The 18517-nt window shown below is 70.8% G+C and carries 17 protein-coding genes; 15 read left to right on the top strand and 2 right to left on the bottom strand.

The window, feature by feature from the left end; all coding sequences use genetic code 11:
* Positions 1–135 precede the first annotated feature (135 nt).
* Positions 136–1305 carry an MFS transporter gene (locus tag ACFV9T_RS26815; protein WP_385444644.1) on the bottom strand — a complete coding sequence of 390 codons (1170 nt, stop codon included), beginning with the start codon at positions 1303–1305 and terminating at the stop codon, positions 136–138.
* 53 nt (positions 1306–1358) lie between these two features.
* On the opposite strand from ACFV9T_RS26815, the gene ACFV9T_RS26810 reads away from it, so the two are divergent.
* A complete protein-coding gene (locus tag ACFV9T_RS26810) occupies positions 1359–1781 on the top strand; it encodes a MerR family transcriptional regulator (protein WP_385444642.1) in 423 nt (140 codons plus the stop codon).
* On the opposite strand, the gene ACFV9T_RS26805 is transcribed toward ACFV9T_RS26810, so the two are convergent.
* On the bottom strand, positions 1717–3672 hold the full coding sequence (locus ACFV9T_RS26805) for a cellulase family glycosylhydrolase (RefSeq protein WP_385444640.1): 1956 nt from the start codon (positions 3670–3672) through the stop codon (positions 1717–1719). The two genes, ACFV9T_RS26810 and ACFV9T_RS26805, sit on opposite strands and share 65 nt — an antisense overlap.
* A 317-nt stretch (positions 3673–3989) precedes the next feature.
* On the opposite strand from ACFV9T_RS26805, the gene ACFV9T_RS26800 reads away from it, so the two are divergent.
* From ACFV9T_RS26800 to ACFV9T_RS26735, 14 genes are all read left to right on the top strand, one after another.
* Positions 3990–5687, top strand: coding sequence for an ABC transporter substrate-binding protein (locus ACFV9T_RS26800; protein ID WP_385444639.1), 1698 nt, complete (start codon positions 3990–3992; stop codon positions 5685–5687).
* Between the two features lie 21 nt (positions 5688–5708).
* Positions 5709–6692: an ABC transporter permease gene (locus ACFV9T_RS26795; RefSeq protein ID WP_385444637.1), complete on the top strand. Its 984-nt coding sequence runs from the start codon at positions 5709–5711 to the stop codon at positions 6690–6692.
* A gap of 8 nt (positions 6693–6700) precedes the next feature.
* Entirely contained in the window at positions 6701–7570 is an 870-nt protein-coding gene (locus ACFV9T_RS26790) for an ABC transporter permease (RefSeq protein ID WP_385444636.1), read from the top strand.
* Complete coding sequence (locus ACFV9T_RS26785) at positions 7567–8598, top strand: ABC transporter ATP-binding protein (protein WP_385444634.1); 1032 nt, start codon at positions 7567–7569, stop codon at positions 8596–8598. Before ACFV9T_RS26790 ends, ACFV9T_RS26785 begins: the two co-directional genes overlap by 4 nt.
* The gene (locus ACFV9T_RS26780) at positions 8595–9596 is read left to right on the top strand and encodes an ABC transporter ATP-binding protein (RefSeq protein ID WP_385444632.1); all 1002 of its coding nucleotides are present in this window, start codon (positions 8595–8597) and stop codon (positions 9594–9596) included. The genes ACFV9T_RS26785 and ACFV9T_RS26780 overlap by 4 nt, the downstream gene beginning before the upstream one ends.
* Before the next feature lie 116 nt (positions 9597–9712).
* Entirely contained in the window at positions 9713–10432 is a 720-nt protein-coding gene (locus tag ACFV9T_RS26775; protein ID WP_385444759.1) for a GntR family transcriptional regulator, read from the top strand.
* A gap of 127 nt (positions 10433–10559) precedes the next feature.
* Complete coding sequence (locus tag ACFV9T_RS26770; RefSeq protein WP_385444631.1) at positions 10560–11573, top strand: sugar ABC transporter substrate-binding protein; 1014 nt, start codon at positions 10560–10562, stop codon at positions 11571–11573.
* Complete coding sequence (locus tag ACFV9T_RS26765; protein WP_385444629.1) at positions 11570–12631, top strand: ABC transporter permease; 1062 nt, start codon at positions 11570–11572, stop codon at positions 12629–12631. Before ACFV9T_RS26770 ends, ACFV9T_RS26765 begins: the two co-directional genes overlap by 4 nt.
* Positions 12628–13422 (top strand): ATP-binding cassette domain-containing protein, encoded by a 795-nt coding sequence (locus ACFV9T_RS26760; protein ID WP_385444628.1) that lies wholly within the window; start codon positions 12628–12630, stop codon positions 13420–13422. The genes ACFV9T_RS26765 and ACFV9T_RS26760 overlap by 4 nt, the downstream gene beginning before the upstream one ends.
* Positions 13423–13613: 191 nt before the next feature.
* Entirely contained in the window at positions 13614–14768 is a 1155-nt protein-coding gene (locus tag ACFV9T_RS26755; protein ID WP_385444626.1) for an ROK family glucokinase, read from the top strand.
* Positions 14765–15361, top strand: coding sequence for a hypothetical protein (locus ACFV9T_RS26750; RefSeq protein WP_385444625.1), 597 nt, complete (start codon positions 14765–14767; stop codon positions 15359–15361). Before ACFV9T_RS26755 ends, ACFV9T_RS26750 begins: the two co-directional genes overlap by 4 nt.
* Before the next feature lie 34 nt (positions 15362–15395).
* Positions 15396–16736: a 4-carboxymuconolactone decarboxylase gene (gene pcaC / locus ACFV9T_RS26745; RefSeq protein ID WP_385444623.1), complete on the top strand. Its 1341-nt coding sequence runs from the start codon at positions 15396–15398 to the stop codon at positions 16734–16736.
* Positions 16737–16766: 30 nt separating this feature from the next.
* On the top strand, positions 16767–17411 hold the full coding sequence (locus ACFV9T_RS26740) for an MBL fold metallo-hydrolase (RefSeq protein ID WP_385444621.1): 645 nt from the start codon (positions 16767–16769) through the stop codon (positions 17409–17411).
* A 42-nt stretch (positions 17412–17453) separates the two neighbouring features.
* Positions 17454–18233 (top strand): exodeoxyribonuclease III, encoded by a 780-nt coding sequence (locus tag ACFV9T_RS26735; RefSeq protein WP_385444619.1) that lies wholly within the window; start codon positions 17454–17456, stop codon positions 18231–18233.
* Positions 18234–18517: the final 284 nt, after the last annotated feature.

Genomic DNA, 18517 nt, shown 5'->3' with positions numbered 1-18517 from the left:
GGACTTGGGGTTTGGGTGGGGGGTGTTTTGGTTTTTGTGGGGTGGGGGTGTGGGTGGGGGGGGGGGGGCGGGGCGTGCCGGGGGGGGGTGTCGAGCCGCCCACGGCCGGATCCCTCGATCGCGATCGACTCGCCGTCACACCGGCTGGCGCTCCGCCGGGAAGCCGTGCACCCTCGCCGCCGCCACCACGATCAGCACCGGGGCCAGCAGGGCCAGCACGCTCCAGGGGAAGGAGGTCGGGCCGAGGAAGTTGAGGAGGAGGCCGCCTGCTGCGCCGCCTCCGGCCATGGCCGCGTTCCAGAGGGTGACGAGCATGGCCTGGGCCGCGTCCGCCGCCTCGCCGCCCGCGTCGGCCACGGCCGTCTGGAGGAGGGTGGGGGCGCCGCCCCAGCCGAGGCCCCAGAGGGTGACCGCCGCGTAGACGAGGGTCGGGCTGTCCGTCACCAACGACAGGGCGGTGGCCGCCACGGCGAAGAGGACGGTTCCGGCGAGGGTGAGGGCGCGCAGGCGGCGGTCGATGTGGACGCCCACGACCCAGATGGACACCAGGGACGCGGCGCCGAAGACCAGCAGCACCAAGTCGGTCGAGCCGCCCATGCCCAGCCGGTCGAGGAAGGTGGCGATGTACGTGTACAGGATGGTGTGGGCCAGGACGAAGGCGAGGGTGACGAAGAGGACCGGGGCCACCCCCGGCACGGCGAGGGTGCGCCGTACCGACGTACGGGCCTCCGGCCGCTGCCCCGGGTAGTCCGGCGCCAGCGCCGCGATCCAGCCGAGCAGGACGACGGCCAGCGCGGTCATCACCGCGAACGTCACGCGCCAGCCCAGCGCCTGGCCGAGGAAAGTTCCCGCGGGGACGCCCAGCGAGAGGGCGACGGGAATGCCCGTCATCACGATGGCGATCGCCTTGCCCTGCAACGGCACCGGCGCCATCCGCCGCGCGTACCCGGCCAGCAGCGCCCACGCCAGGCCCGCCGCCACCCCGGCGACGAAGCGGGCGACCATGGTCAGGGTGTAGTCCGACGAGGCGGCCGTCACCGTGTTGGCCACGGCGAAGCCCGCCATCGCCGTCAGCAGCAGCAGCCGCTTGCGGCGCCAGCCCGCCGTGGCCGTGGACAGGGGGATGGCCGTGAGTGCGGTGCCGAGCGCGTAGACCGTCACCGACTGGCCCATCGCGGACTCGCCCACCCCCAGATCCCCGCTCATCGCGGGCAGCACCCCGGCGGGCAGCGTCTCGGTCAGGCTGGTCAGGAAAACGGCGGTGGCTAGCGCGAGCAGTGCTGGCAGGGGAAGTTTCTGCGTCATGTACGTATGCTCAAACCCTCACATTGGTGTGAAGGTCAAACAGAGAGGTACCCATGCGCATCGGAGAGCTGTCGGAGCGCACCGGCACATCCCGCCGACTCCTGCGCTACTATGAGGAGCAGGGACTCATCCTCCCCCTCCGCTGCGCCAACGGTTACCGCGCCTACGACGAACGCAACGTCGACCGCGTCCTCCAGATCCGCGGCCTCCTCGACGCGGGCCTCCCCACCCGCATCATCAAGCAGATCCTGCCCTGCCTCGACAAACCCCGCGTCATCCACTTCTCCGACGCCACCCCGGACATGATCGCCACCCTGGAACACGAACGCGACCGCATGACCGAGCGCATCGCCTTCCTGATCCGCAACCGTGACGCGATCGCCGAGTACCTGGCCGTGGTCCGTGATGACGTCAGCGAAGGGAGGCAGGGGAAGGGGGCAGGTGGAGGACCCGCACTCCGTACGGGGGCAGGGTGATGGTGTCGGCCGGGGTGCCGGTGAGGGTCAGGAGACGCGAGGCGGTGACGGTCGGCTTTACGGTCAGTTCGGCCGGGGACTGGCTGACCAGCCAGACGAAGGTGCGGCCGTCGTCGTGGACGAGGCGGTCGACCGCGATGCGGGGGTCGTTCACGGTGACCGGGCGGTGGACTCCGGCGTGGGCGGCGAGCGCGTCGTACAGGGTGGCGGTGGCCTCGGGGTTGACGCGCGGGGTGACCGCGGCCATGTGCTCGATGGGGTAGGTGCAGAAGACGACGGAGCCCTCGCCCACCGCGCGCAGCAGCAGCGCCGGGCGGCCGCGGCCGTCGACGGCCAGCACCTCGGCGCCGTCCGGTTCGACGGGGAGGAAACAACGGGCCCCCGCCGCGCGGAAGGTGAGGCGGGCGCCTTCGGGGAGGGTGCCGAAGGGGCGGGTGAGGGTGAGGGTGATCTCGTCGTCCTCGATGGGGTCGAGCAGGCCGTACTCCAGCTGGTGGCGGACGCCGAAGAGCGCGTTCAGGTGGGCGTACCAGGGGCCGCGCTGTTCGTCGTGGGCGCCGGGGGAGTACGAGACGTAGACGGTCGCGCCGTCGCGGGCCCGCTGCTCCAGGTCGTACCAGGTGGGGGAGAGCAGCTGCTTGGTGGACGGGACGAGCCACAGCCGTACGTCCGTGGGCAGCGGGCCGTCGCTTTCGCGCACCACCGCCGCCGGGGCGTCCGCGAGGCGGGCGGCGACCCAGGCCTGACGGCAGGTCTGCTGGACGTACGCGCGGTCCTCGGGGCGGGTGAAGGGGTACAGCGTGTCGAGGTACGAGGAGACGAGGAGCGCGGTGTCGGCGGGGGCGCGGTGGCAGTGGGCGAAGTCCACCTCGTCCAGGACCCGGGCGAAGGCGGCCAGTTCGAGGAGGGGTGGCTTGGGGGTGCCGTCCGAGGTGGTGAGGCCGAAGTGCATCTCGAAGGCGTGGTGGCGGTACGGGTCCTGGCCGCGCAGCCCGTCGTAGTCGCTGTTGTTCCAGGCGATCCAGCCGGTGGCCCCGGCCAGCAGGCTGTTGTGCAGGGTCTGCCGGTAGTAGCGGGCCGCGCCCGGGCCGGAGGCGAAGTCGGAGCTGACGCCGAACTCCTCCAGGATCACGGGCCGTCGATACGTGCCGGTCAGCTCGCACACCCAGGCCGCCGCGTAGTGCTGGCGCACCGGGTCGTCCTCCATGCGGTAGACGTGCGGGCCGAGGAAGTCGCACAGGTCGGCGGTGTCGCGGAGCCGGAAGCCGTTGTCGTGGCCGGAGTTCTCCAGCCCCCAGGCGCCGTCGCCGAGCGAGACGGGCTGGGTGCCGCCCCCGGCGCGGACGGCGTCCACGACGATCTGGGCCCAGGCGGCGACGGTCTCGCGGTCAGCGGGCGAAGCGGATGTGCCCGGCTCGCGGCCGTAGATCGGCATCTCGTTGGAGACCAGCCACCCGGCGACGGCCGGATGCGCGGCGAAGCGGCGCACGGTCTCGCGGGCGAACCACGCCTGCCGGGCGACCAGCCACACATCGCCGTACAGATCGCGGTCGCCGCGCCAGGACGGGTCCCAGTTCTCGCCGGACATGTGGCCGACCAGGAAGGTGGGCACGGTGGTCATGCCGAGGGCGTGGTGCCGGTCGAGGAAGTCGGCGTAGCGCGCGCACATGTCCTCGTCGAGCCGGTCGGGCGCGGGCATGAAGTCGGGCCAGTAGAAGAAGGACCGGGTCATGGTCAGCCCGTGGTCCCGCAGCACCCGCAGCTCGCCGTCGATCACCTCGCCGTCGTAACTCCGCCACATGAGCGGGCCGCCGGTCCTGGACCAGAAGTTGGCGCCCAGCCAGATGACGGGGCGTTCATCAGAGGTGAGCCGGGCGGAGGGGCGCTGCATCGACGGACTCTCCCTTTGGCCGGTGGGCGCTACGCAAGCAGTGAAGGGCTAAACCGGTTTAGAGTCAACAACATCGACGAGGGTCGCACGAGGGCTGTTTTCGCGTTCTAGATCAATTGAATGTGGCTCTGTACTGCCGGACCTGGGTATTCGACAGATTCGACACGTCCTTACTAAGCCGGTTCAGTCGAGAGGCGCTGTCGGCTCTATTGACACTCTCTGACGGAGCCCCTTAATTTCACGGCGCCGGGATGCGCTGGCATACCGAGCGCGGCCATACCGAGTGCGGCCAGACCGAGGGGGACATCGTGATGTTGATGAGCAGAGGCCGTCCGCGCCGCGCGATCGCCGCGACGGCCGCACTCGCCCTCTCCGGCACCCTGGCCGCCTGCGGCGGCGGTGGCGGCAGCGGCGGTGGGGGCACCGGCGGGGTGCTGACCGTGTCCACGGGGTCCACCGGAAACTTCGTCCGCAACTTCAATCCGTTCGCGCCGCAGCCGCTCCAGTCGACCCACGGAATGATCTACGAGCCGCTGTTCCACTTCAACGCGGCGAAAACCGGCGAGGTCGACCCGTGGCTGGCCACCAAGTACACCTGGGCGGACGACGGGAAATCCATCCGCATCCAGTTACGGACGAATGTCACCTGGAACGACGGAAAGCCGTTCACCGCCGAGGACGTCGCCTACACCTTCCAGATGGCGAAGGACGACAAGGCGCTGAACATGTACGCCCTCCCGGTGGCCTCCGCGACCGCCGAGGGCAAGCACACCGTGGTCGTCACCTTCACCAAGTCCGCTTACACCAAGGAATACTTCCTCCTCGGCAAGTTGAAGATGCTGCCCCGGCACATCTGGTCCAAGCTCTCCGCCAAGGAGAGGACGACCTCGCTCAACCCCAACCCGGTGGGCACCGGCCCCTGGAAGGTGAAATCCGTCAAGGGCACGACACTCGATCTCGCCGCCCGCAAGGACTATTACATCAAGGGCCTTCCGCACTTCAAGATCATGCGCTACCGCGCCTTCACCGGGAACAACGCCGCCAACGCCGCCGTCACCTCAGGGCAGATCGACTGGGCGGGCGGATTCATCCCCGACATCAAGAAGAACTACCTCTCCAAGAACAAGAAGTTCGACCTGGTCAACATTCCGCTGGCCACCACGTCCTTCATCCCCAACGCCCAGCGCGGCCCCACCGCCGACGTCAATGTCCGCAAGGCGATCAGCGCCGCCCTCGACCGCGACTTCATGAACAGAAGCGTGTACGACGGCCAGGCGCCCGCCGCCAACCCCATGGCGCTGCTGCTCCCCAACTACCAGTCCGTCCTCGACCCGTCGCTGAAGGACGCGAAGCTGGAGACCGGACAGGGCAAGGTCGGCGGCTATCTCACCGACTCCGGCTACGCCAAGGGGTCGGACGGCATGTGGCGGAAGGGCGGCAAGAAGCTGTCCGTATCGGTCGAACTCGTCTCCGGCTGGACCGACTACGTCAGCGTCGCCCAGATGGCCAAGGAGCAGCTGAAGAAGGCCGGGATCGACCTCGTCGTCAAGGCCGAGTCGTACGCCCAGTGGTCCAACAACCGCGCCCGAGGCCAGTTCCAGATGCTGCTGGACAACGCCGGATACACCCCCGACCCGCGCGCCTACTACGCCCAGATGCTGGACAGCTCCATCCCACCGAAGATCGGTCAGACGACCAACGTCGGCAACTTCGGCCGCTACGCCAACGCCACCATCGACAAGGCGCTCGACAAGATCGGCGAAACCACCGACCTGAAGAAGCAAAAGCCCTGGTACTACAAGATCCAGCAGGAATTCATCAAGGACATGCCGCTGATTCCGCTCTTCTCCGCACAGAACGAGCAGGAATTCAACGGCAATCGGGTCACCGGCTATCCCACCGAGGACAATCTGTACGCCGCGCCCTCCATCTGGCTCGACCCCGACGGCGGCTGGGTCGCCGCCCGCATCAAGCCAGCCAAGCCAGCAAACAAGCCAGCAAAAGCGGGCAAGTAGCGGCGGGCGGGGGCGGACAGCGTGCGCTACCTCCTGCGCAAGCTCGGCTTCTACGCCGTCGCCGCCTGGATGGCGGTCACCGTCAACTTCTTCCTCCCGCGTCTCATCCCCGGCGACCCGGTCGAGATGATGCTCGCCCGCCAGGCCCAGTCAGGCCCCGTCGAACCAGGCCAGGAAGAGGCCCTGGCGGCCATGCTCGGCCTCGGCCACGGCAACCTCTTCGTCCAGTACGGCGACTATCTGGGCGCGCTCGCCCGCCTCGACTTCGGGCTCTCCGTCACGTACTTCCCGAGCCCGGTCACCGAGGTCGTCGGCGACGCCGTCCCCTGGACCCTCGTCCTGGTCGGCGCCGCCACCCTGCTCAGCGTCGCCCTCGGCCTCACCCTCGGCACCCTGGCCGGATGGCGGCGCGGCAGCTGGTTCGACTCGCTCGTCCCCTCCACCACCTTCCTCGCCGCCATCCCCTACTTCTGGCTCGCCCTGCTGCTCCTCTACCTCTTCGGCCAGGTGTGGGGCGTGCTGCCGCTCGGCGGCGGCTACGACGAGACGCTGGACATCGGCCCGAGCGGCGCGTTCCTGACCTCCGCCGCCGAACACGCCGTGCTGCCCGCCGCCACCATCGTGCTCAGCTCGGTCGGCGGCTGGATGCTCGGCATGCGCAACATGATGGTCTCCACCCTGGCCGAGGACTATGTGGTCGCCGCCGAGGCCAAGGGGCTGCCGCCGCGCACGATCATGGTCGGGTACGCGGCCCGCAACGCCGTGCTGCCCTCGGTCGCCGGATTCGCCATCTCGCTCGGCTTCATCGTCAGCGGCTCGCTCGTCATGGAGATCGTCTTCTCGTATCCGGGCATGGGCTTCACCCTGCTCCAGGCCGTGCAGAACACCGACTATCCGCTCATGCAGGCCGTGTTCCTCGTCATCACCTTCGGCGTGCTCGCCGCCAACTTCCTGGTGGACCTGGTGTACGGCTTCGTCGACCCCCGCACCAGGCAGGCCCGATGACACCTCCGATGACCACGCCACGGGCGACCGGCCGAGGCTGGCTGCGGCCCGCCCTGCGCTCCCGCCGCTTCGCCGCAGGACTCGCCCTGCTCACCGTCTTCGTCCTCACCGCCGGCTTAAGCCCCTGGCTGGTCGGGGACCCGGACGCCTTCACCACCGACCTCGGTCAGCCACCCTCCGGCGCACACTGGCTCGGCACCACCCAGACCGGTCAGGACGTCCTCGCCCAGCTCGTCGTCTCCGCCCGTGGCACGCTCCTGATCGGCGCCGCCTCCGCGCTCATCGCGACCGCCGTCTCCGTCGTCGTCGGGATCGGCGGCGGCTTCCTCGGCGGGCTCGCGGACGAGGCGCTGTCCCTGATCAGCAACGTGTTCCTGGTCATCCCCGGGCTGCCGCTGGTCATCGTCGTCTCCGCGTACGTCAAGGGCGGCGGCGCCTGGTCCACCATCCTCGTCATCGCCCTGACCAGCTGGGCCGCCTCCGCCCGGGTGCTGCGTGCCCAGACGCTGTCGCTGCGCACCCGCGACTACGTCCTGGCGGCGCGGGTGTACGGGGAGAAGCGGTGGCGGATCGTGCTGGTGGAGATCCTGCCCAACGAACTCGCCATCATCGTCTCCCAGTTCATCTTCGCGGTGATCTTCGCGATCCTCACCCAGGCGGGGCTCGCGTTCCTGGGCCTCGCCGACCCGTCCCACCTCACCTGGGGCACGATGCTCTACTTCGCCCAGAACGCGGAGGCCCTGACCAGCGGCGCCTGGTGGTGGTTCATCCCGCCCGGCCTGTGCGTGGCCGCCCTCGGCACGGCCCTGTCGCTGATCAGCTTCGGGCTTGACGAGGTCCTGGACCCACGGCTGCGGGTACGGAAGGTGAGCCGATGACCGACGATGTGGTGCTGCGCGCCGAGCACATCAGCGTGACGTACGAGGGCGAACGCCCCACCCACGCCGTCCGCGACGTCAGCTTCGAGCTGCGGCGCGGCGAACTCCTCGGCATCGCGGGCGAGTCCGGCTGCGGCAAGTCGACGCTCGCGTACGCCGTCGCCCGCATGCTGGCGCCCCCGGCGCGGCTCACCGGCGGGCGGGTCACCCACCGCGACCGCACCGGGGCCAAAACGGATCTGCTCGCGCTGGAGGGGGAGGCGCTGCGGGCCTTCCGCTGGTCCCGGCTGTCCGTCGTCTTCCAGTCCGCCATGAACGCGCTCAACCCGGTGACCACCGTGGGCCGCCAGTTCGACGACATCTTCCGCGCCCACCGCCCCGGCATGCGCCGCCCCGAGCGGTACGAACGCGCCCGCGCCCTCCTCGACATGGTCGGCATCGACCCGGCCCGGGTGCGGGCGTATCCGCACGAGCTGTCCGGCGGCATGCGGCAGCGCGTCGTCATCGCCATGGCGCTCGCGCTCGAACCCGAGATCGTCATCATGGATGAGCCGACGACCGCGCTCGACGTCGTCGTCCAGCGCGAAATCCTGGACGAGGTGCAGCGGCTCCGCGACGACCTCGGCTTCAGCGTCGTCTTCATCACCCATGACCTGTCGCTGCTGCTGGAGATCAGCGACCGGCTGGCCGTGATGTACGCGGGCTCGATCGTCGAGTACGGCCCGTCCGAGCGCATCGCCGCCGACCCCGCCCACCCCTACACCCAGGGCCTGCTGCGCTCCTTCCCGGACCTCGCGGGCGAACGCCGCGCCCTGCGGGGCATCCCCGGCACCCCGCCGGACCTGCGCGACGCGCTGCCCGGCTGCCCCTTCGCCGCGCGCTGCGAGCACGCCTTCGCGCCGTGCGGCACGACGCCCCCGCCCCTCGTCCCCCTTGTCCCCCTGGCCCCGGGCACCTCCGCCGCCTGCCACCTCCACGCGGTGGCGGGCGCGGGTACGGGCCTCCTACCGGAAGGGCGGCAGCCGTGACCGCACCCGCGCTGGACGTCCAGAACCTCACCGTCGACTTCCCGCAGCGCGGCCGGGTGCCGTTCCGGGCCGTGGACCGGGTGTCGTTCGCGCTGCACGCCGGGCGCACGCTCGCGCTCGTGGGCGAGTCCGGGAGCGGCAAGTCGACCGTCGTACGGGCCCTGTCGCGGCTGGTGGCGCCCACCGAGGGGGAGGTGCGGCTGGGCGGGGCGCGGCGCACGCGCGGGAAGGAGTACCGGCGGGCCGTCCAGATGGTGTTCCAGGACCCGTTCGCCTCGCTCAACCCCGCGCACACCGTCGGCCACCACCTGATCCGCCCGCTCCTGGTCAACGGCCGGGCGCGGCGCGGGGCGGACGCCGAGGCGCAGGCGTACGAACTGCTGCGGTCGGTCAACCTGACGCCCGCCGACGACATGGCGCGCAAGCGCCCGTACGAGCTGTCGGGCGGGCAGCGGCAGCGCGTCGCGATCGCCCGCGCGCTGGCGCCGGGGCCCGGGGTGCTGCTGGCCGACGAGCCGGTGTCGATGCTGGACGTGTCGATCCGGCTGGAGATCCTGGGGCTGCTGGACCGGCTCAAGGACGAGCGCGGGCTCGCCCTGCTGTACGTCACGCACGACCTGGCCACCGCCCGGCACTTCGCCTCCGAGGTGATGGTCATGTACCGGGGGGAGATCGTGGAGCGCGGCCCCAGCGACGAGGTGATCCTCGCGCCCCGCCATCCGTACACCCAGGCGCTGGCCGCCGCCGCGCCCAGCTCGGCCGCCGGTCGCGCACGGGCCCGGGCGGCCCGCGCCGAGCGGCTGGCGGGGCGGGCGCGGCGGGACGCGGAGCGGCGGGAGGTGGTGGTCGGGGACGGCTGCCGGTACCGGCCGCGCTGCCCGTTCGCCATGGACGCCTGTACGCGGCGGCCGCCCGAAACGGAGGTGGGCCCGGGCCATCGCTCGCTTTGTTGGTTACGGACGGACACGAAGGACAGCGTTGCCGACTCCTCTGCGTAGTTTGTCCGGACAACAGAACTTCACGACTTCCCGTCATCTGTTCATCCGGCTACGCTCGCCCCGTGGCAAAGCAGGAAGAAGACACCTCCGGCGGGGCGGAAGCGCTCCAGTTCAGCGTGGACCGCAGCAGCCCGGTCCCGCTCTACTTCCAGCTGTCCCAGCAGCTCGAGTCGGCCATCGAAAAGGGGCGGCTGGCACCGGGGAGCCTGCTCGGCAATGAGATCGAGCTGGCCGGGCGGCTCGGGCTGTCCCGCCCCACCGTCCGCCAGGCCATCCAGTCCCTGGTCGACAAGGGGCTGCTGGTGCGGCGCCGAGGCGTCGGCACCCAGGTGGTGCACAGCCAGGTCAAGCGCCCCCTGGAGCTGAGCAGCCTCTACGACGACCTGGAGGCCGCGGGCCAGCGCCCCGCGACCCGGGTGCTGCTGAACACCACCGAGCCCGCCTCCGCCGAGGTCGCCGCCGCCCTCGGCATCGCGGAGGGCACCGAGGTGGTGGTGATCGAGCGGCTGCGGCTGGCGCACGGCGAGCCCATGGCGCACCTGTCCAACCGGCTCCCGGCCGGGCTGCTCAAGCTGGACAGCGCCGAGCTGGAGGACACCGGCCTCTACCGGCTGATGCGCGCCGCGGGGATCACCCTGCACAGCGCCCGCCAGGCGGTCGGCGCCCGCGCGGCCAGTGCCGACGAGGGCAAGCAGCTCGGCGAGCCCGAGGGCGCACCGCTGCTGACCATGGAGCGGACCACCTTCGACGACACGGGCCGGGCGGTTGAGTTCGGCTCGCACACCTACCGCGCCTCGCGTTACGCGTTCGAGTTCCAGCTGCTCGTACGCCCCTGATCCCCGGCCCCGCCAGCCCCCCACCACCCCGGTCGCGCCCGGTAACGGATACTTGGCGGCGGCCGGGGCCGATCATGTCGTTCCCGGCCACCGACATGAAACGGGACAAGAGGGACGAGGCTTCTTCGTGGCCAGAGTTGGGACAAGGGCACGCGCGCTGACCGCCGCCGTGCTGGCGACACTGCTGGGCACGGCCCTGGCGGGGTGCAGCAGTACGGGCGGCCTGCGGGCCGAGCAGCGGGCCGCCCAGGCGGCCTCGGGGCACGCGGCGGTCAACACCCCGCGGATGACCTTCGCCATGGTCACCCACTCCGGCGACGGCGACACCTTCTGGGACATCGTGCAGAACGGTGCCAAGCAGGCCGCCGTCAAGGACAACGTCAAGTTCCTCTACGCCCACAATAAGGAGGGCAAGGAACAGGCCCAGCTGGTCCAGTCGTACATCGACCAGAAGGTCGACGGCCTGATCGTCACCCTCGCCAAGCCCGACGCCATGAAGTCCGTCGTGCGGCGCGCCGTGAAGGCCGGAATACCGGTGATCACGGTCAACTCCGGGTCCGCGGAGTCCAAGAAGTTCGGCGCGCTCAGCCACGTCGGCCAGGACGAGACCATCGCGGGCGAGGCCGTCGGTGAGGAGCTGAACAAGCGCGGCCGCAAGAAGGCCCTGTGCGTCCTGCACGAGCAGGGCAACGTGGGTCACGAGCAGCGCTGCGACGGCGCGGCCGAGACCTTCGACGGAAAGCTCCAGAAGATCTACGTCGAGGGCACCAACATGCCCGACGTGGAGTCCTCCATCGAGGCCAAGCTCCAGTCCGACGAGGACATCGACACCGTCCTCACCCTCGGCGCGCCGTTCGCCGACACCGCCGCCCAGGCCGCCGAGCAGTCGGGCAGCAAGGCCGAGATCGACACCTTCGACCTCAACGCGAAGGTCGCGGCCGGGCTGGAGGACGGCACGCTGGGCTTCGCCGTCGACCAGCAGCCGTACCTCCAGGGGTACGAGGCGGTCGACCTGCTCTGGCTCCAGCGGTACAACGCCGATGTGCTGGGCGGCGGCAAGCCGGTCCTGACCGGCCCGCAGATCGTCTCCAAGGACGACGCCAAGAAGCTGGCCGCGTTCACGAAGCGGGGCACCCGATGAGCGCGACGGACACGTCAGAGGCGACGGAAACCGAGAAGGCCGACCCGCGCCCGGTGACGCGGACCCCGCTGCTCCGCCGCCTCGCGGGCCGCCCGGAGCTGGGCGCTGTCGTCGGCGCCGCCGCCGTCTTCGTCTTCTTCGCGGTCGCCGCCGACGCCTTCCTCCAGTGGTCGAGCTTCAGCACCGTGCTGTACGCCTCGTCCACCATCGGGATCATGGCGGTGCCGGTCGCGCTGCTGATGATCGGCGGCGAGTTCGACCTGTCGACCGGTGTGCTCGTCACCTCGTCCGCGCTGATCTCCTCGATGTTCTCGTACCAGATGACGGCGAACGTCTGGGTCGGCGCCGGGGTGTCCCTGCTGGCCACCCTCGCCATCGGCTTCTTCAACGGCTATCTGCTGGTGCGCACCAATCTGCCGAGCTTCATCATCACGCTCGGCACCTTCCTGATCCTCCAGGGCTGCAACCTGGGCTTCACCAAGCTGATCAGCGAGACCGTCTCCACGAAGACCATCGCCGACATGGAGGGCTTCCCCTCCGCGCGCCAGGTCTTCGCCTCCCACCTGACCATCGGCGATGTGGAAATCCAGATCACCGTGGTGTGGTGGTTCGCCCTGATCGCGCTCGCCACCTGGATCCTGCTGCGCACCCGCGCCGGGAACTGGATCTTCGCGGTGGGCGGGGCCAAGGAGGCGGCCCGCGCGGTCGGCGTGCCGGTGAACCGCGTCAAGATCGGGCTCTATATGGGCGTCGCGCTGGCGGCCTGGATCTCCGGTCAGCATCTGCTGTTCAAGTACGACACCGTCCAGTCCGGCGAGGGCGTCGGCAACGAGCTGCTGTACATCATCGCGGCCGTCATCGGCGGCTGCCTGCTGACCGGCGGCTACGGCTCGGCGGTCGGCGCCGCCGTCGGCGCGTTCATTTTCGGCATGACGAACAAGGGCATCGTGTACGCGCAGTGGGGCGCGGACTGGTTCAAGTTCTTCCTCGGGGCGATGCTGCTGCTCGCCACGCTGCTCAACTGGTGGGTCCGCAAGCGGGCGGAGGCAAGCGCATGACCACGACAGGGACCACGACCGACACTCCGCTGATCGCGCTGCGCGACATCGGCAAGTACTACGGCAACGTCAAGGCCCTGGAGGGTGTCTCGCTCGACGTCCACGCCGGGCGGATCACCTGTGTCCTCGGCGACAACGGCGCGGGCAAGTCCACCCTCATCAAGGTCGTCGCCGGGCTGCACCAGCACGACGAGGGCACCATCGCGGTCGACGGGCAGGAGACCCGGCTCGGCTCGCCGCGCGAGGCGCTGGACCGGGGCGTCGCCACGGTCTACCAGGACCTGGCCGTCGTCCCGCTGATGCCGGTGTGGCGGAACTTCTTCCTCGGCTCCGAGCTACGCAAGGGCCGGGGCCCCTTCGCCCGCCTCGACGTGGCCGCGATGCGCGAGACCACCCACCGTGAGCTGCTGCGCATGGGCATCGACCTGCGCGACGTCGACCAGCCCATCGGCACCCTCTCGGGCGGTCAGCGCCAGTGTGTGGCGATCGCCCGCGCGGTCCATTTCGGTGCCAAGGTCCTGGTCCTGGACGAGCCGACGGCGGCGCTGGGCGTCAAGCAGTCCGGGGTGGTCCTCAAGTACGTCGCCGCCGCGCGCGACGCCGGGCTCGGCGTGGTACTGATCACACATAACCCCCACCACGCCTACCTGGTCGGCGATCGCTTCGTCCTTCTCAAGCGAGGCGCGATGGCGGGCAGCCACGCCAAGGACGAGATCACTCTGGACGAGCTGACCCGCCAGATGGCAGGCGGCAGCGAGCTGGAACAGCTCACCCACGAGCTGGCCCGGTAAGCGCCTTGGGGGCGGGGCTTGCCATGCACCGCGAGGCGCTGTTGAGGCACAATCGCACGGCGGGCCCCACCCGCTTCATGACCACCGCACGCCGAGGCCCCGGCCTCCCGAGACACCCGCAGGGACGACGAACTCTTGCGAGCACGCACCCGCAGCGACCGCACCTCCCGCACCGGTGAAGGGGCCGGCCGATGAGCATCTACCGCGAAAGAGTGCACCGGGGCTCGGCCCGGGCCACCGTGCTGCGGACCGTCGGCACGCGCGAGCGCCGCTCGCATCTGAGCGCGCCCCGGGTCCCCACCGTCGGCATCGACATCGGCGGCACGAAGGTGATGGCCGGGGTCGTCGACGCCGACGGCAACATCCTGGAGAAGGTCCGCACCGAGACGCCCGACAAGTCCAAGAGCCCGAAGGTGGTTGAGGACACGATCACCGAACTCGTCCTGGACCTGTCCGACCGGCACGATGTGCACGCGGTCGGCATCGGGGCGGCGGGCTGGGTGGACGCGGACCGCAACCGGGTCCTGTTCGCGCCGCACCTGTCCTGGCGCAATGAGCCGCTGCGTGACCGGCTGGCCGAGCGGCTGGCCGTGCCGGTCATGGTCGACAACGACGCGAACGCGGCCGCGTGGGCCGAGTGGCGCTTCGGCGCCGGGCGCGGCGAGGACCACCTCGTCATGATCACGCTGGGTACCGGGATCGGCGGCGCGATCCTGGAGGACGGCCAGGTCAAGCGCGGCAAATACGGGGTCGCGGGCGAGTTCGGCCATATGCAGGTCGTCCCCGCCGGACACCGCTGCCCGTGCGGCAACCGGGGCTGCTGGGAGCAGTACAGCTCCGGGAACGCGCTGGTCCGGGAGGCCCGTGAGCTGGCGGCCGCCGAGTCGCCGGTGGCGTACGGGATCACCGACCGGGTCGGCGGCAACATCCAGGAGATCACCGGGCCGCTGATCACCGAGCTGGCCCGGGACGGCGATGCCATGTGCATCGAACTCCTCCAGGACATCGGCCAGTGGCTGGGCGTCGGCATCGCCAACCTCGCCGCCGCCCTCGACCCGTCCTGCTTCGTGATCGGGGGTGGCGTCAGCGCCGCCGACGATCTGCTGATCGGCCCGGCCCGGGACGCGTTCCGGCGCACCCTGACGGGCCGCGGCTACCGGCCGGAGGCCCGTATCGTCAAGGCCCAGCTGGGGCCCGAGGCGGGGATGGTCGGCGCCGCCGACCTCGCCCGGCTCGTCGCCCGCCGCTTCCGCCGCGCGACCCGCCGCCGGGTCGAACGGTACGAGCGCGCCGGGTTCTCCTCCCCGCTGCGGCTGGCGCCGCGCGGTCAGGCAGGCCGCGAATGAGCGCCGCGGAGCAGCACGAGCACCCCGGCGTGTCCGCCGGTGACTCCGGTAAGGGCGGCGGTGAGGGCGGTGCGGGCCGCAGCCCGGTGCGCCGCTGGCTCAGGGGCGTGATCATCTTCCTGCTGATCGCGATCCCGGCGGGCTATCTGGCGATTTCCGCCTCCCAGAGCCGCGACGGCGGCTCGGAGAAGGTCCAGGCGGCCAAGGCCAAGGGCCTGTCCGCGGGCTATCCGTCCCGGGTGCAGCGGCGCATCTACGACGTTCCGGTTCCGCAGCACTCGCGCAAGGTCGCCTCCTTCGAGACGAACTCGTGGAAGACCAGCTCGCTGTACGTGCAGTTCGTCACCTCCCGCGACGGACTCGACCGCTTCCTGGCCAAGCTCGGCACCCGGCCGTCCGCGCTGGAGAAGGGCGCGGTGACGATCACCGGCGAGCAGGCGAAGAAGGTCGGCTGGCAGGTCGGAGCGGCCGGTCACGACTGGTCCGGAATGGTGATCAAGCAGAAGGAACCGCAGCCCAAGCTGCGTATTACGGTCAGGAACGACAACCCGTCCCATCCGAAGGTCTACGTGGTCTCCACCGTCACGCCGTAGGGACCGCTACGACGTTCGGGATACCGTTTCCGGTGTGAGCGAGACCAAGACACTTCAGTACCGGACCGACGGCCCCGAGGACGGGCCCGTACTCGTCCTCGGCCCGTCGCTGGGCACGACCTGGCACATGTGGGACCGCCAGATACCCGAGCTGTCCCGCCACTGGCGCGTCCTCCGCTTCGACCTCCCGGGCCACGGCGGCTCGCCCGCCCACCCCGCCCCGTCCGTCGCGGAGCTGGCCGCCCGGCTGCTGGCCACCCTCGACATGCTGGGCATCGACCGCTTCGGCTACGCGGGCTGTTCGCTCGGCGGGGCCATCGGCGCCGAACTGGCGCTACGACATCCCCTGAGAGTGGGCTCACTCGCTCTCGTCTCCGCCTCCCCGCGCTTCGGCACCGCCGACTCCTTCCGGCAGCGCGGCGTCGTGGTCCGCACCAACGGCCTCGACCCGATCGCCCGCGCCACCCCCGAGCGCTGGTTCACCCCCACCTTCTCCGCCGCTCAGCCCGCCATCGTCGACTGGGCCGTCCAGATGGTCCGTACGACCGACCCCGGCTGCTACATCGCCGCGTGCGAGGCGCTGGCCGCCTTCGACATCCGGCCCGAGCTGGGCCGGATCGGCATCCCCACGCTGGTGCTGGCGGGGGCCGAGGACCAGGTCACCCCGGCCGCCGACGCCCGCGTCCTGGTCGCGGGCATACCCGACGCCCGGCTCGCGCTCGTCCCCGGCACGTCCCATCTGGCGCCCGTCGAGCAGCCCGCCGCCGTCACCGATCTGCTCGTACGACACTTCTCCAGCTCGTGGCAGTCCTCGGACCACCCCACCGGGATGACGGCGGTCTCCGCCCCGTCCGTCAAGCCCGTGCTGACGCCCGTGCCGCCGCCGATCACCGCGCCCGCCCCGCCGCGTGCCGCCCCGGCCGCCGCCGCGCCCGCCGGGCCGCCCGTCGAGATCGGCTACAGCCAGCCGTCCGAGCCGCTGGGTGACGGCCGCGCCGACCGCTACGACCAGGGCATGAAGGTCCGGCGCGAGGTGCTGGGCGATGCCCATGTGGACCGCGCGGAGTCGCAGGTCGACGAGTTCACCGGCGACTTCCAGGACTTCATCACTCGCTATGTGTGGGGCGAGGTGTGGACCCGGCCCGGCATCGACCGCCGCACCCGCAGCGTGATCACCCTCACCGCCATGGCCGCCCGTGGCCACCTCGACGAGCTGGCCTTCCACACCCGGGCCGCGCTGCGGAACGGGCTGACGCCGACCGAGATCAAGGAAGTGCTGCTGCACACCGGCGTCTACTGCGGGGTGCCCGCCGCCAACTCGGCCTTCGCCGTCGCCCAGCGGGTCATCCGCGAGGAGACCAGTCCCGAAGAGTGATTCGGGTGGTGGGGGAGGACAATGATCCCCATGAAGCTCACGAAGAAGGGCCACGCCTGCGTCCACCTGGAAAAGGACGGGCAGCGGCTCGTCATCGACCCCGGAGGGGTCAGCGAAGAGGACGCGGCGGTCGGCGCGGACGCGATCCTGGTCACCCATGAGCACTTCGACCACTTCAACGAGGAGCGGCTGCGGGCGGCGCTCGACGCCAACCCCGGTGCGCGGATCTGGACCCTGGCCAGTGTCGCCGGACAGATCGCGGCGGCGTTCCCCGGGCGGGTGCACACGGTCGGCGAGGGCGACACCTTCACGGCGGCCGGGTTCGAGGTCGAGGTGCACGGCCAGCTGCACGCCGTCATCCACCCCGACATCCCCCGGATCACGAATGTCGGCTACGTCGTCGACGGCTCGGTCTTCCACCCCGGCGACGCGCTCACCGTCCCGGACCGTCCTGTGGAGACGCTGCTGCTGCCGTTGCACGCGCCGTGGAACAAGTTCTCCGAGATCCTCGACTATGTGCGGGAGGTCGCGCCGCGGCGGGCGGTCGACATCCACGATGCGCTGCTGTCCGATCTGGCGCCGATGGTCTACGGCCGGATGCTGGGCCCGGATGGGCCGGGTACGGGCGGCGCCGAGCACATCCGCCTGACCCCGGGTGAGAGCCTGCCTCTCTGAGCGCTCCGAGGGTTGTCAGACCCGGGATGTAAGTTGTCCCCCATGCGCATCGCGACCTGGAACGTCAATTCGATCACTGCCCGGCTGCCCCGGCTGCTCGCCTGGCTGGAGAGCAGCGGCACGGATGTGCTGTGCGTCCAGGAGACCAAGTGCGCCGAGGCCGCGTTCCCGTATGAGCCGCTGCGCGAGCTGGGCTACGAGGCGGCGGTCAACGCCACCGGCCGGTGGAACGGCGTGGCCGTCCTCTCCCGGGTCGGCCTCACCGACGTGGTCTCCGGCCTCCCCGGCGGCCCCGACTACGAGGGTGACCAGGAGCCCCGTGCCATAGCCGCCACGTGCGGTGCCGTGCGGGTCTGGTCGGTCTACGTGCCCAATGGCCGTGAGATCGGCCACCCCCACTACGACTACAAGCTGCGCTGGCTGGACGTGCTGCGGGAGGCTGTGACCGAGGACGCGAAGGGCTCCCGGCCCTTCGCCGTCCTCGGCGACTTCAACGTCGCCCCGACGGATGACGATGTCTGGGACCGCACCCGCTTCGACGGCCTCACGCATGTGACGGACAAGGAGCGCGAGGCCCTGACCGCCCTGCGCGGCGCGGGTCTGTCGGACGTCGTCCCCCGCCCCCTGAAGTACGACCACCCCTTCACGTACTGGGACTACCGGGAGCTGTGCTTCCCGAAGAACCGCGGTATGCGGATCGACTTGGTGTACGGCAACGAGCCGTTCGCCGGTGCGGTCGCTGACGCGTACGTGGACCGCGAGGAACGAAAGGGCAAGGGCGCCTCCGACCACGCCCCGGTGGTGGTCGACGTCCAGCCGTAACCCGTGTGCGGCCGCCCGGGGTGCCCCTGCCGCGGGCGCGGCCCGGCGGTGTGCCGCACCGGGGTGCCCCCGGAGGTCTCGCGGGCGGGCGCGGCCCGGTGCGGTGCGCCTTACCGGGGTGCCCCCGGGGATTTCGTACGCGGGCGCGGCCCGGTGGCCGGGTTGTGCCCACCCGTCCCGCCCCGCGGAACGATTGCCCACAACCGGGGGGCCAACCCGACGGCGTGGCCTCGGGACCGGGCCGGGGTCCAGGGGCGGAGCCCCGGTGTCGGGTAGGGGCGGGG

It is taken from the genome of Streptomyces sp. NPDC059850 (genome assembly GCF_042731515.1).
GTDB lineage: Bacteria > Actinomycetota > Actinomycetes > Streptomycetales > Streptomycetaceae > Streptomyces.
Note: the sequence above shows the minus strand (reverse complement) of the source record. Positions and strands in the feature narration are given on the sequence as shown.

Excerpts from the sequence above, each read along its gene's own strand:
- ACFV9T_RS26815 (WP_385444644.1), bottom strand. The coding sequence starts at position 1,305 with ATGACGCAGAAACTTCCCCTGCCAGCACTGCTCGCGCTAGCCACCGCC.
- ACFV9T_RS26810 (WP_385444642.1), top strand. The coding sequence starts at position 1,359 with ATGCGCATCGGAGAGCTGTCGGAGCGCACCGGCACATCCCGCCGACTC.
- ACFV9T_RS26805 (WP_385444640.1), bottom strand. The coding sequence starts at position 3,672 with ATGCAGCGCCCCTCCGCCCGGCTCACCTCTGATGAACGCCCCGTCATC.
- ACFV9T_RS26800 (WP_385444639.1), top strand. The coding sequence starts at position 3,990 with ATGAGCAGAGGCCGTCCGCGCCGCGCGATCGCCGCGACGGCCGCACTC.
- ACFV9T_RS26790 (WP_385444636.1), top strand. The coding sequence starts at position 6,701 with ATGACCACGCCACGGGCGACCGGCCGAGGCTGGCTGCGGCCCGCCCTG.
- ACFV9T_RS26785 (WP_385444634.1), top strand. The coding sequence starts at position 7,567 with ATGACCGACGATGTGGTGCTGCGCGCCGAGCACATCAGCGTGACGTAC.
- ACFV9T_RS26765 (WP_385444629.1), top strand. The coding sequence starts at position 11,570 with ATGAGCGCGACGGACACGTCAGAGGCGACGGAAACCGAGAAGGCCGAC.
- ACFV9T_RS26760 (WP_385444628.1), top strand. The coding sequence starts at position 12,628 with ATGACCACGACAGGGACCACGACCGACACTCCGCTGATCGCGCTGCGC.
- ACFV9T_RS26755 (WP_385444626.1), top strand. The coding sequence starts at position 13,614 with ATGAGCATCTACCGCGAAAGAGTGCACCGGGGCTCGGCCCGGGCCACC.
- ACFV9T_RS26750 (WP_385444625.1), top strand. The coding sequence starts at position 14,765 with ATGAGCGCCGCGGAGCAGCACGAGCACCCCGGCGTGTCCGCCGGTGAC.
- ACFV9T_RS26740 (WP_385444621.1), top strand. The coding sequence starts at position 16,767 with ATGAAGCTCACGAAGAAGGGCCACGCCTGCGTCCACCTGGAAAAGGAC.
- ACFV9T_RS26735 (WP_385444619.1), top strand. The coding sequence starts at position 17,454 with ATGCGCATCGCGACCTGGAACGTCAATTCGATCACTGCCCGGCTGCCC.